Annotated in this window: 13 protein-coding genes and 4 pseudogenes; 12 read left to right on the top strand and 5 right to left on the bottom strand. The window is 46.3% G+C overall.

The window, feature by feature from the left end; translation table 11 throughout:
• Positions 1–10 precede the first annotated feature (10 nt).
• A pseudogene (locus AC0DBE_RS13385) lies at positions 11–140 on the top strand (hypothetical protein).
• Here the strand turns inward: AC0DBE_RS13385 and AC0DBE_RS13380 are convergent.
• Positions 137–283, bottom strand: a pseudogene (locus AC0DBE_RS13380) (PepSY domain-containing protein); the annotation flags it as partial. The pseudogenes AC0DBE_RS13385 and AC0DBE_RS13380 overlap by 4 nt on opposite strands.
• Here AC0DBE_RS13380 and AC0DBE_RS13375 point away from each other — a divergent pair.
• Positions 283–693: pseudogene (locus AC0DBE_RS13375) on the top strand (sensor histidine kinase); the annotation flags it as partial. The pseudogenes AC0DBE_RS13380 and AC0DBE_RS13375 overlap by 1 nt on opposite strands.
• Before the next feature lie 2 nt (positions 694–695).
• Here AC0DBE_RS13375 and rocR read toward each other — a convergent pair.
• Positions 696–2,084, bottom strand: a complete 1,389-nt coding sequence (rocR, locus tag AC0DBE_RS13370; RefSeq protein ID WP_061187131.1) for an arginine utilization regulatory protein RocR — start codon at positions 2,082–2,084, stop codon at positions 696–698.
• Positions 2,085–2,324: 240 nt separating this feature from the next.
• Here rocR and rocD point away from each other — a divergent pair, with 240 nt between their 5' ends.
• The 3 genes from rocD to rocF all read left to right on the top strand — a co-directional run bounded on the left by rocD (position 2,325) and on the right by rocF (position 6,122).
• Positions 2,325–3,530: an ornithine aminotransferase gene (gene rocD, locus AC0DBE_RS13365; RefSeq protein WP_072565581.1), complete on the top strand. Its 1,206-nt coding sequence runs from the start codon at positions 2,325–2,327 to the stop codon at positions 3,528–3,530.
• Between the two features lie 223 nt (positions 3,531–3,753).
• The gene (locus tag AC0DBE_RS13360) at positions 3,754–5,157 is read left to right on the top strand and encodes an amino acid permease (RefSeq protein WP_014115834.1); all 1,404 of its coding nucleotides are present in this window, start codon (positions 3,754–3,756) and stop codon (positions 5,155–5,157) included.
• 74 nt (positions 5,158–5,231) lie between these two features.
• Positions 5,232–6,122 carry an arginase gene (rocF, locus tag AC0DBE_RS13355; RefSeq protein WP_014115833.1) on the top strand — a complete coding sequence of 297 codons (891 nt, stop codon included), beginning with the start codon at positions 5,232–5,234 and terminating at the stop codon, positions 6,120–6,122.
• Positions 6,123–6,157: 35 nt separating this feature from the next.
• On the opposite strand, the gene AC0DBE_RS13350 is transcribed toward rocF, so the two are convergent.
• Together AC0DBE_RS13350 and rapG are read right to left on the bottom strand one after the other, a co-directional pair.
• Positions 6,158–6,274, bottom strand: coding sequence for a Phr family secreted Rap phosphatase inhibitor (locus tag AC0DBE_RS13350; RefSeq protein WP_003219133.1), 117 nt, complete (start codon positions 6,272–6,274; stop codon positions 6,158–6,160).
• Positions 6,275–7,372 carry a response regulator aspartate phosphatase RapG gene (gene rapG, locus AC0DBE_RS13345; protein ID WP_014115832.1) on the bottom strand — a complete coding sequence of 366 codons (1,098 nt, stop codon included), beginning with the start codon at positions 7,370–7,372 and terminating at the stop codon, positions 6,275–6,277.
• Between the two features lie 110 nt (positions 7,373–7,482).
• Here rapG and AC0DBE_RS13340 point away from each other — a divergent pair, with 110 nt between their 5' ends.
• The 6 genes from AC0DBE_RS13340 to fdhA all read left to right on the top strand — a co-directional run bounded on the left by AC0DBE_RS13340 (position 7,483) and on the right by fdhA (position 11,854).
• Positions 7,483–7,953: a GNAT family N-acetyltransferase gene (locus AC0DBE_RS13340; protein ID WP_472962469.1), complete on the top strand. Its 471-nt coding sequence runs from the start codon at positions 7,483–7,485 to the stop codon at positions 7,951–7,953.
• Between the two features lie 155 nt (positions 7,954–8,108).
• Positions 8,109–8,846, top strand: coding sequence for a YiiX/YebB-like N1pC/P60 family cysteine hydrolase (locus AC0DBE_RS13335; protein ID WP_268465993.1), 738 nt, complete (start codon positions 8,109–8,111; stop codon positions 8,844–8,846).
• A 10-nt stretch (positions 8,847–8,856) separates the two neighbouring features.
• Positions 8,857–10,020, top strand: coding sequence for a hypothetical protein (locus AC0DBE_RS13330; RefSeq protein ID WP_472962466.1), 1,164 nt, complete (start codon positions 8,857–8,859; stop codon positions 10,018–10,020).
• Between the two features lie 16 nt (positions 10,021–10,036).
• Entirely contained in the window at positions 10,037–10,276 is a 240-nt protein-coding gene (locus AC0DBE_RS13325; RefSeq protein ID WP_014115828.1) for a DUF2651 family protein, read from the top strand.
• A 118-nt stretch (positions 10,277–10,394) separates the two neighbouring features.
• Positions 10,395–10,565 (top strand): hypothetical protein, encoded by a 171-nt coding sequence (locus tag AC0DBE_RS13320; RefSeq protein ID WP_472962464.1) that lies wholly within the window; start codon positions 10,395–10,397, stop codon positions 10,563–10,565.
• A 62-nt stretch (positions 10,566–10,627) separates the two neighbouring features.
• Positions 10,628–11,854: a formaldehyde dehydrogenase, glutathione-independent gene (fdhA, locus tag AC0DBE_RS13315; RefSeq protein ID WP_472962462.1), complete on the top strand. Its 1,227-nt coding sequence runs from the start codon at positions 10,628–10,630 to the stop codon at positions 11,852–11,854.
• Between the two features lie 33 nt (positions 11,855–11,887).
• Here fdhA and AC0DBE_RS13310 read toward each other — a convergent pair.
• Positions 11,888–12,301, bottom strand: a pseudogene (locus AC0DBE_RS13310) (hypothetical protein).
• A gap of 184 nt (positions 12,302–12,485) precedes the next feature.
• Here AC0DBE_RS13310 and AC0DBE_RS13305 point away from each other — a divergent pair.
• Positions 12,486–12,656: a CxxH/CxxC protein gene (locus tag AC0DBE_RS13305; protein WP_003236479.1), complete on the top strand. Its 171-nt coding sequence runs from the start codon at positions 12,486–12,488 to the stop codon at positions 12,654–12,656.
• Positions 12,657–12,712 lie beyond the last annotated feature (56 nt).

Raw genomic sequence — 12,712 nt, 5'->3', positions numbered from 1 at the left:
TCTGGCACCGTTGCCAGACTGTTTTTTATGCAAAAAAACTGAACGGGGGTCACGCCCGTTCAGTTGAACAAGGATATATCGAATATGAAGAAAAATACAAGATGGATGTTACACGTGAAACAGCAGGCAATGCCTGTTAACTGCAAATGCTTCCGTTTTCAGCATTGACTTTAATGGTTTGTACTGTGTGGTTGCTGGCTGTGATTTTAATGATGTACACATAGATGCCGTTCTCTTTCTTCAATGCAGAAGACTTGACTGTACCTTTGCATTTGTTCGCCGCAGCTCAGTCTGCTTGCGAAAGAAAGAAAACTGCAGCTGCTGCTTGAGGATCATGCTGAAGCGGTGTTTGACCAGGATAGAATGAAACAGGTCATTCTGAATATGGCTTACAACGCGGTGCAGTATACAGATGAGAAAACCGGCGCCATCACCATCTCGCTGCAAAAAGACCATGATGGCGTTATGCTGATGATAGCGGACAACGGCACAGGCATCGCACCGGAGCATTTGCCGCATTTATTTGACCGATTTTACAGGGCAGACCCATCCCGCTCCCGAAAATATGGAGGTTCGGGACTGGGGCTTGCCATTACGAAGTCGATTATCGACAGCCACAATGGGACGATTGAAGTAAAAAGTGAAATCGGCAGAGGCACTGTTTTTCTGATCAGGCTTCCTGCGCCGGAATAGGGTTATGACTCGGCAGTCGGTTGAGAAAATTTCTTCAGCCTGTATTGGAGGCTTTGTCTGCTGATGCCAAGCTCCTGAGCAGCTTGCGAGATGTTATGGCCGTGTTTTCTTAACACGTTCTCAATCACGTATTTTTCGAAGCTCTCCATTTTTTCCTTTAAGTCCGCGGCCGGCTGGTGTCTTGGTGTTTCAGGCTCCGGGATGTCAGCCGGCTTGATTTTCATGCGGTATTGATAGGGCAGATGAGAAGCCGTAATCGTTTGCTCGTCCGTCATGAAATTCATTGCGCCTTCGATCATATGCTCAAGCTCACGTATATTTCCCGGCCAGTCGTAGGATAGGAAAAATTGCTTCACATCTTCGCTGATGTGTTCGACATTCATTTGGAACAGGTGGTTGTTTTTCTGGATGAACTCCGACGCGAGAAGCAAAATGTCTTCCTTTCGTTCCCGAAGCGGCGGGATAATGAGCGTCACGACGCTTAGCCTGTAATACAAGTCCTTCCGCATTCGTTCGCCCGCAATCGCATCAATCGGGTCTTCGTTCATCGTGGCAATAATACGCACGTCAATCGGTGTATCCTTTGTCGAACCAATGCGCCTGATTTTCCGTTCTTGAAGGGCGCGCAGCAGCTTCGCCTGAAGACTGAGATTCAGCGAGTTGATTTCATCTAACAGCAGTGTGCCGCCATGCGCTTGTTCAAACAGGCCGGGCTGGTCTACAGCGCCGGTAAACGCGCCTTTTTTCGTTCCAAACAAAATGCTTTCCACAAGGCTGTCTGGCAGTGCCGCGCAGTTTTGTGAAATAAACGGGCCTCCTGAACGATCGCTGCCGTTGTGGATACTTTGCGCAAACAGCTCTTTTCCAGTGCCGGTTTCGCCTGCGAGAAGGACAGATGATGACGTCCGCGTTGCCCGCTTGGCGTTTTCGATGACGTCTTGAATGGCCGGACTGGTGCCGAGAATGCTGTCAAACGTATAGGTTGTGTTACCTTTTTTGTTCATATTCTCCCTGATCAGCCGTTCAAGCTTTGTCACATCCTTGGCAATTTCGACTGCGCCCCTGATCTTGCCGTCCTTGACGATGGGATATGTATGATTAATCGTCGTAATTTCCTGCCCTTTATTATTGAAATAGCTCTGTTTGACGTTTTTAATCGTTTTGCCTTCCTGAAGGGCCTGTACAAGCGTGCTGTCCTGCTGTTTTGAAAACATAAACACATCCATCAGGTTTTTATTCAGGACGTCATGCTTCTCCATATCTTCAATTTGCATCATTTTATTGTTATAAACGATCGTGTTTCCGTGCTCGTCTACCACGTGCAGGCCAACATCGATTTCATCCAAAATGCTTTGAAACACTAACGTGAGGAACTCGCTGTCTTTGACCACTGTATGAACCTCCCTCAATTATTTTCTTAATATTGCTTCTATTTTATAAAAGAATGGAGAGGATATGCAAAAGAATTTTGCACTTGCTAAAATTTTTGCTCGAAATATCTGAATGTTTTTGCACCTTGTCCACGAAATTTGTAGAAAACACACGAAATCTTGATTTGGCACAGAACTTGCATTTATAAAAAGGGAAAGCAGGATAACATGTTGAAACAGAAAACAAGGGGGAATTCAAATATGCCAGCTTTATCTAAATCCAAAGAAATTATTGATCAGACGTCTCATTATGGAGCCAACAATTACCACCCGCTCCCGATTGTCATTTCTGAAGCGCTGGGTGCTTGGGTAAAGGACCCGGAAGGCAATGAATATATGGATATGCTGAGTGCTTATTCTGCGGTAAACCAGGGTCACAGACACCCGAAAATTATTCAGGCATTGAAGGATCAGGCTGATAAAATCACCCTCACATCACGCGCGTTTCACAACGATCAGCTTGGGCCTTTTTACGAAAAAACAGCTAAACTAACGGGCAAAGAGATGATTCTGCCGATGAATACAGGAGCTGAAGCGGTTGAATCTGCGGTGAAAGCGGCAAGACGCTGGGCTTATGAAGTGAAAGGCGTAGCCGACAATCAAGCGGAAATTATCGCATGTGTCGGGAACTTCCACGGCCGGACGATGCTGGCGGTATCTCTTTCTTCTGAAGAGGAATATAAAAGAGGATTCGGCCCGATGCTTCCGGGAATCAAATTAATTCCGTACGGAGATGCGGAAGCGCTTCGTCAGGCGATTACGCCGAATACAGCGGCATTCTTGTTCGAACCGATTCAAGGCGAAGCGGGCATTGTCATTCCGCCTGTAGGGTTTTTGCAGGAAGCGGCGTCGATTTGTAAGGAAGAGAATGTTCTGTTTATTGCTGATGAAATTCAGACGGGTCTTGGACGTACAGGCAAGACGTTTGCCTGTGACTGGGACGGCATTGTTCCGGATATGTACATCTTGGGTAAAGCGCTAGGCGGCGGTGTATTCCCGATCTCCTGCATTGCGGCGGACCGCGAGATCTTAGGCGTGTTTAACCCTGGCTCACACGGCTCCACATTTGGCGGAAACCCGCTTGCCTGTGCAGTGTCTATCGCCTCATTGGAAGTGCTGGAGGATGAAAAGCTGGCGGATCGTTCTCTTGAGCTTGGCGAATACTTTAAAAGCGAACTTGAGAGCATTGACAACCCTATCATTAAAGAAGTCCGCGGCAGAGGGCTGTTTATCGGTGTGGAATTGACAGAAGCCGCACGCCCTTATTGTGAGCGTTTGAAGGAAGAAGGGCTTTTATGCAAGGAAACGCATGATACAGTCATTCGTTTTGCACCGCCATTAATCATTTCCAAAAAGGATTTAGATTGGGCGATAGAGAAAATTAAGCACGTGCTGCAAAACGCATAATTCCGCACCATGGCGGGATATTCACTTCGTTTGTATAAATTTACAACAGAAAAATAAGCACTCCCTATTTGCTCAGCTACAGTATTTTAGTATAATGTATCTTTATGAGAAGAAGTGAATTTTATATTAAATAGATAGAGACTCTTTGGACAGCAAACTGGGATATGCACCATGTAGATGTTCCAGCTTAGATCCAATACAAGTTGCTGAAGGGGTGCAGAATGTGAATACAAACCAAGATAACGGAAATCAGCTCCAGCGGACAATGAAATCACGCCACTTGTTCATGATTTCATTGGGCGGAGTGATCGGAACCGGTTTCTTCCTTGGAACCGGATTTACCATTAACCAGGCGGGACCGCTCGGCGCGGTTCTGTCCTATTTAGTGGGCGGCTTTATCATGTTTTTGACCATGCTTTGCTTAGGGGAGCTGGCGGTCGCCTTTCCTGTGTCGGGGTCCTTTCAGACCTATGCGACAAAATTTATCAGCCCGGCCTTCGGGTTTGCGTTCGGCTGGCTGTACTGGCTCGGCTGGGCAGTTACATGCGCAATTGAATTCTTATCAGCGGGACAGCTGATGCAGCGTTGGTTTCCGCATGTGGAGGTCTGGATTTGGTGTCTTGTATTTGCGGCACTGATGTTTTTACTAAATGCGATAACCGCGAAAGCCTTTGCAGAATCTGAATTTTGGTTTTCCGGGATTAAAATCTTGATTATCCTTTTATTTATTATTCTCGGCGGAGCTGCCATGTTTGGCCTGATTAACCTGAAGGGCGGAGAGCAGGCGCCGTTTCTGACACATTTTTATGAAGACGGGTTATTTCCGAACGGCATAAAGGCAATGCTGATTACGATGATTACCGTGAACTTTGCGTTTCAGGGAACTGAGCTGATCGGGGTTGCAGCAGGAGAAAGTGAAGACCCTGAAAAAACAATTCCGCGGTCCATCAAACAGACAGTATGGAGAACACTTGTATTCTTTGTTCTTTCCATCGTTGTCATTGCCGGCATGATTCCGTGGAAACAGGCTGGAGTCGTGGAAAGTCCGTTTGTTGTCGTATTTGAGCAAATCGGAATCCCGTATGCTGCTGATATCATGAACTTTGTTATATTGATTGCGCTCTTATCTGTTGCGAATTCAGGTTTATACGCATCGACACGTATCCTGTACGCGATGGCGAATGAAGGACAGGCCTTTAAAGCGCTGGGCAAAACAAATCAACGCGGTGTGCCGATGTACTCGTTAATTGTCACGATGGCTGTGGCCTGCCTGTCACTTCTGACAAAATTTGCGCAGGCTGAAACCGTATATATGGTGCTATTATCATTGGCGGGCATGAGCGCACAGGTCGGCTGGATTACGATTTCGCTTTCCCAAATCATGTTCAGACGCAAATATATCCGTGAAGGCGGCAAGACAGAAGACCTGAAATTCAAAACACCGCTGTATCCGGTGCTTCCGCTGGTTGGCCTGACGTTAAATACGGTCGTTCTCATCAGCCTTGCATTTGATCCAGAGCAGCGTATCGCGCTGTATTGCGGCATACCGTTTATGGTCATTTGCTACATCATTTATCATGTCGTCATTAAAAAACGCCAGCAGGCAAATCGTCAGCTAGAGCTTTAAAAACGTTGTCCGCAAGTCATCTTTGTTATAACCCGCATAAGGACATTATCTTATATGTTGAGGTGGAATCACAGATGGATAAAACGATTTCGGTTATTGGAATGCCAATGGATTTAGGACAAGCACGACGCGGAGTGGACATGGGACCGAGTGCCATCCGGTACGCCCATTTGATCGAGAGGCTGTCAGACATGGGCTATACGGTTGAAGATCTCGGTGACATTCCGATCAGCCGCGAAAAGATCAAAAACGATGAAGAATTAAAAAACCTAAATTCCGTATTGGCGGGAAATGAAAAGCTCGCTCAAAAGGTCAACAAAGTCATCGAAGAGAAAAAATTCCCGCTTGTCCTGGGCGGCGACCACAGTATTGCGATCGGCACGCTGGCAGGCACAGCAAAGCATTACGATAATCTCGGCGTCATCTGGTATGACGCGCACGGCGACCTGAATACACTTGAAACATCACCATCAGGAAATATTCACGGCATGCCGCTTGCCGTCAGCCTCGGCATCGGCCACGAGTCACTGGTTAAGCTTGAAGGCTATGCACCTAAAATCAAACCGGAAAACGTCGTCATCATCGGCGCCCGGTCACTTGATGAAGGGGAGCGTAAGTATATTAAGGAAAGCGGCATGAAGGTGTACACGATGCACGAAATCGACCGTCTCGGCATGACAAAGGTGATCGAAGAAACCCTTGATTATTTATCAGCATGTGACGGCGTCCATCTCAGCCTTGATCTGGACGGACTTGATCCAAACGACGCACCGGGTGTCGGAACCCCTGTCGTGGGCGGCATCAGCTACCGGGAGAGCCACCTGGCTATGGAAATGCTGTATGACGCAGGTATCATTACCTCAGCTGAATTCGTTGAGGTCAACCCGATTCTTGATCACGAAAACAAGACTGGCCAAACAGCAGTAGAGCTCGTAGAATCCCTGCTAGGGAAAAAGTTGCTGTAATAAGAAAACCCCCGCATCCCGCGGGGGTTTTTCATTTATCCAATCATTTTCTCAGCGACTTTCATCTCCTGCGAATGGGTTTGATGATCTGCAATAAACCATCCAGATAAAATCACCGCTGCGACGCCTGCACCAATCAGAAATTTTTTCATTTATATAACCTCCGTTCGTTTGATGAGTTCTTCAATTTGTAATGCTTCATAAAAAAAGTGGGCAGCTTCTTTGTAAAGCTCATGCTCCTTATACCGTTCTCCAGCCAAAATGGAAAGTTCTCTTACACTGTCATACTCTTTCTCGGACACCAAATCATCCATATATTGTTTGCATAAGTGAAACGTTTCCGCATGACCTCCTTTTGCATAAATGGCATACAAAATGTCTATTTTTGCCTCACATATTCTATTCGGCTCAGCAGTCAATTTTTCCTTCACATCTTGGTAATAAGATAAGGCCTGTTCTTTCTTTTTGATCTTAAACAGCTCTCGTATGAGCAAGTAGACAGAATGATAGTAATAGGCAGAGCAGGCGTATTCTTCGTTCTGTAAGGCCTCTTCTAATTTAGAGACCGCCTCTTCGGACTTGCCGCTTTGCGCATGAAGAAGGCCGAAGTTATGCAAAAGCTGGGCTTCAAAAAAATGATCCTCTAATTCTCTCGTGATCCGAATTGCTTCGTCCAAATATGTTTCAGCTTCTTCAAACTGCCCAATCTCGGTAAAATTGCCTGACATGGTGATCAGCGCTGAAGCCAGTTTCTTTTTATAATCGGTCTCTTCCCTGAACGTTTTAACTGCTTGCCGTGTATGGTTGAGGGACACAATATTTTGTCCCAGCTTATAATAGAGCTTTCCGACCTTCAGGTGAAATTCGGCTTTCTCAATCGGATCGGGAATGTTGTCGAGATACTGCTCTGCATCTTTATACAGCCCAATGGCAATGTCATAATTATTCTTATAGGCCTCATACATGCCTTCAAACAGAAAAAAGTAATATTTCAGCATGTCAGACGTAGCATTCATATGAGAAGGCTCCTCATGCTGAAAGCCCTGTCCTCTCGCCTCGTGAAGCAAAACCTTGTGTCGCAGTTCCAGCAAGGAGAAGTAGGCAAGAACCTCCTGATCCTCTTCCATGTCATCCAATAAAGGCTTTACTTCTTCAAATAAACGGGAGGACTCTTCAACTTCATGTTTCTTGATGGCAAGGTACCAATCGTTGAGCATGTTAGCGATTTCTGCGGGTGCAATCTTATTCATTTGAAACTCCTTTCTCTAGTGACTTATCAATCTCAGTTGCTTATTCTGATAGTAACACCTCTTTCTATTTTATGTAAAATCCTCTAGTCAATATATAAAGGAGAGATGAGATGACAATCATGCTGACCCCTATGCAGACAGAAGAATTTCGGTCTTACCTCACATACACGGCCAAGCATTACGCGGAAGAAAAGTTGAAGGCGGGAACATGGCTGCCTGAAGACGCATTGCTTTTGTCTAAGCAGACCTTTTCTGATCTGCTTCCGAGAGGGCTGGAAACACCCCATCATCATTTATGGAGCCTTACGCTGAATGAAAAGGAAATCGTTGGGTGGCTCTGGATACATGCTGAACCGGAGCATCCGCAGCAGGAAGCGTTTATTTACGATTTCGGGTTATATGAACCGTACCGTGGCAAGGGCTACGCAAAGCAAGCATTAACGGCTTTAGAACAAACGGCACGAAGCATGGGAATCCGGAAGCTGTCCCTCCACGTCTTTGCCCATAATCACACAGCACGGAAGCTATATGAGCGGACCGGATTTCAAGAAACGGACGTGGCCATGAGCAAGAAGCTTTAATAAAAAGGGCCTGAAAAAGGCCTTTTTTTGCGGACAGACTTCTGTAAATGATTTCTAAAAATTCTGTAAATCACCTAGTTACTTTCCTTATTTTCCTAATATAATGTGGGTGAGGAAATCACCTTTCCTACATTCACAAGAAAAGAGGAGATGTAATGAAGTTGAAGAAACGGTTGTCAATGTTTTTGGTAGCGCTTACAATGTGTGGCGGCCTGTTTGTTTCTCCCGCCAAAGCCGTAAAGACCACAAATTATGCTGAAGAAATCGCCGCACTGCAGCCAGGCACGACACCAGAGGAAATCATGAAGTCCGCCAGCCAGATTGCCAAACAGCAGCACGTAAAGCAAGACGTTATTCTGAAACAGTTCTATAAAGAAATCACAGCAGATAAAGCAGAAGGCGATAGACTCGCCAAGGAAAGCGGCATGTCTATCATGGGCGGCTCATCCGGCACGAAAAAACTCCCGACAAGCGCGAAAGGCAATATCTATTACACCAACTCCTACACAGCCTACTACAATCATGGCCACGTCGGCATGTACTCCGCCGCTGACAAAATTGTTGAATCTGTTCCGAGCGACGGCGTCAGGCAGATCGCTTATAATGCCAGAGACGTGGAAGATAACTCCATCGTACAGACAGTCAATGTCACCTCTTCACAGAAAACATCCGCTGCCGACTGGGCGGTATCAAGAGTCGGCGACCCATACTCATTTAACTTCGTCAATAATAGAAATACCGGCCATGACGGCGCGAAAAACTGTTCGAAGCTCCTATGGTCTGCATTTTTACTGAAAGCAGGCATTGATATAGACAGCAACGGAGGCTTAGGCGTATATCCGCGCGACATCACAAGCTCTTCGTATACGACAACCATCATGACCATTTACTAAGGAGAAGGATATGAAAAAGTGGATGATCACCATTGCCATGCTGATTCTCGCAGGAGTCGCACTATTTGTCTTCATTTCTCCTCTCAAAAGCCATAAAGCCGTGAGTCAGCAGGATCTCAGAGACCCCGATTTTCTTGTTGATAAAGAAGTCCTGCTGTATTTCTCATCCTCTGCGGATCAAGATGCATTTGGCGGCGGGAAAAGCTATGCCCTGTTTATCAGCCAAGACGGGTCGCTGTCTTCATTTAAGATGAAGGGCCTTGAGCTAGGGTCAGCCAAGGTACACGGCGACAGTGTGATGCTGGAGGATAAAAACACGATTTTCACGATCAAAAATGGCTTGCGCTCCTATAAAAGAGCCTATCAGCACACAGGTGACAGCGCGGGCTTTCTGCAAAATACGAATGGCTTTTACACACTCTACAACTCCGGTTACGACAAAAAAGGAGACGGATACCGCTCAGAGCTGTACCGCCAGATGGAGGGAGGGTGGAAAAAAGACGTCATCCCCTACTACATCCGAGCCTCCGGTTTTCATGACGGCGCCATTTACGCACTCGTTCCGACAGATGACGAAAAAGGCTATCAGCTCCTTCAGATTCAAGCAGATCAAAAGAAGCTCACCTATCACACCATAACGGAATGGCAATACCGGGAAGGAGCCTCGGTCGAATCCCAGCTTGCTGTGGACGACCAAGCTGTTTATGCCATTGTTCGCGGCCAAAAGGCGCGCAATCTTTATCAAATGGTCAAGATCAACAAGAAAAGCGGAAAAGTAGAGCTTCATGACATCGCCGAATACAAAAACGACGAACAAACGATATACAGCTCCATGCCCTTCAGCTTCAAAAAAAGCTTCTTCTCTTATGATGGGTACCTGTACTTCATTGACGGCTTCGGAAAGGCATATAAAATCGATGCAAAGACAGGAAAAACAAGCAATGCATTCAACCTTTCGCCGGAAAAAATGAAAGCTGATTTCAAAGAAATCACCCTAAAAGACAGCAGCCTCTATTTCTTCACGTACACCTACAATCAGCCTGCAACCATTGAACAATACAGCCTGAAAACCGGAAAGAAAGTGAAAGAAAAAGAGATTAGGAAGGTAAAGGATGTCGTGACACCGAAGAGTCATTTGAAGCTGTATGATTTTGAGGTGATGAAGGGGTTTTAAGGGCAGGGAGGTTAGTATGGGAGCCATCGCTGTGTTATTTATCGTATTTGGTTTTCCGATCATCGCAGGTGTATTTGGTATAGCGGGTCATTTTTTATTTAAGAGATTTTGGGTGGCGCCGCTCATTGTCCTAATGGCGAGCATCATTTTGTTATTTACATTAGCATCTGGCAACAGTTCATTTTTATTTTGGGTTGTGATCTATACGGCGATTGCGTTAGTGGCTAGTATTGTCACATTATTTCTCAGGAAATGATTTAATTGATCGCTGTTTATGAAGAGACTGGTGAAGTCTCTTTTTCTTTGATACATATGTCCGAGTCTGGAATTAACTGCGGGTAAGGTATAGGAAACGAATCTAAAGGAGGTATGACATGCGGAATAAACAAGTTATTCTTCAGGCACTCATTATCGGCCTAACCTCGGCGGTTACCGTGTTCCTGCTGAATGGAGGAAAAGCGGACTGGTTTGACCTCATCGGAACCATTATCGGCTGCACTCTTGGCATTTTTGTTGTTTTAAGAATGCAGAAAAAACAAGCGTAAAACAGGGAAAGGGTCATGCCGAACCGAAGTCATGTGCTAGGGCGAAGAGTCCAAAAACATGAATGGGAGGAATGGCGTTGACTGGAAACAAAGCGGTTGTGTACAAAGGCAAAGGGACTGTAGCGGTGGAGGATATCGGTTATCCGGAGTTAATCTTAAGGGACGGGCCCGGCGTTCCGAAGGCGAATGTGAATCGAAAATGTGAGCATGGGGTTATTCTCAAAGTCATTACAACCAACATTTGCGGGAGCGACCAGCATATGGTCAGAGGCCGCACAACGGCGCCTGAAGGCTTGGTGCTCGGGCATGAAATTACCGGAGAAGTCATTGAAACGGGGCGTGATGTTGAATTTATCAAAAAAGGCGATATCGTATCCGTTCCTTTCAATATTGCCTGCGGACGCTGTGTGATGTGCAGAACGCAGAAAACGCATGTGTGCCTGAATGTCAATCCGGACCGTCCGGGATCGGCTTACGGCTACGTCGATATGGGCGGCTGGGTCGGCGGCCAGTCTGAATACGTCATGGTACCGTACGCCGATTTTCAGCTTTTGGTATTCCCGGATAAAGAACAGGCGTTAGAAAAGATTCTCGATTTGACCATGCTGTCCGACATTTTTCCGACCGGCTTCCACGGGGCGTACACAGCGGGCGTGCAAACAGGATCGACCGTCTATATCGCAGGAGCGGGACCTGTCGGCTTAGCAGCTGCACACTCCGCGCAGCTTCTTGGCGCTTCGACGGTGATTGTCGGTGATCTGAACGAAGACAGACTGGCACAGGCGAGAAGCTTCGGCTGTGAAACGGTCAACGTACAAAAACATGACCGCCTCGGCGAGCAAATTGAACAAATACTAGGTGAACCAACCGTTGATGCCGCAGTGGACTGTGTCGGCTTTGAAGCATCCGGACACGGCAACCAAGGGGAAGCGCCAGCCGCCGTGCTGAACTCGATCATGGACGTCACTCAGGTCGGCGGAAGCCTCGGCATTCCAGGCTTATACGTGACCGAAGATCCCGGTGCAAAGGATGCCGAAGCTAAAACAGGCTCTCTAAAGATCCGTTTCGGACTCGGCTGGGCCAAAGCCCATACCTTCGTCACTGGACAAACACCCGCCATGACCTACAACCGCAATTTGATGAAAGCGATTCTGAGCGGCAGAGCGCAAATCGCAAAAGCCGTCAACGCCACCGTTATCTCTCTGGACGACGCACCAAAAGGCTACAGCGATTTCGACAAAGGCGCAGCCAAAAAATTCGTCATCGACCCGCATGGAACGCTGAAATAAGAGAAAAAGCCGGACGTTCTCGGAACGCCGGCTTTATTGCTGGTAATCTGTTTCTTCAAATCGACTTCCCATTTCATCCGTACGATGAATTCCCCTTCGATTTTGTCCAGTCCAATCAGAATATAAGGGTTTTTCTCCATTTGCCTTGGGCGCAGGTTTTCGCTTCACAGTTACAATCGTTTCTTTAGGCGAGTATTTGACGCCTGACACCTCAAGCTTTTTATCCTTCTCGCTGCTTCCGAGGGACACCACGACCATTTTTTTGCCTTCTGAAATGGTGAAGACTTGATATCCTTTTACATCATCATGCATTTGAAGGTAATTAGCGTATATTTTTAAGTCTGGACTGCCTTCACCGATTCGATCCTTCTCTAACAACCAATAAGACGGCTGGCACCCAGCAAGCAACAACATGATCACAAAAAGCCAAATCCATCTGGAGCGCAAATGCAGACCTCCCCAAACATCGGTTGCATCCAAACTAACATACGAGCGAAATAGAGTCATCAACAGCTTGTTTGTCGAATTGTGGATAAAACTCAGCCCGAAGCACTACTAACATGTGAATAAATAGGTTATATTGGGAAGAGAATATTTGCAAAAATGCAAGAAACCATCGGAGGATTTGAACATGAAACAAACGTATTATTCCTGTGAAGAACACATCGAAACCGTGCTAGATATGTACATAGACGACCACGAACTGCCGCCTGAAATCAGAAAAATCGAACATACTAACAGTTTATCCACAGCCTGTGAATTATGTGGAGACCCCGCAGTATATATAGTGGGGAACGAATGATCTTACACAAAATACAGAAAAGATATCCACAATTGTGGACAATATATATGAATAAC

It is taken from the genome of Bacillus sp. VA15, from assembly GCF_055721145.1.
The sequence above is the reverse complement of the archived record's forward strand: the minus strand, read 5'-3'. Positions and strand labels throughout refer to the sequence as shown.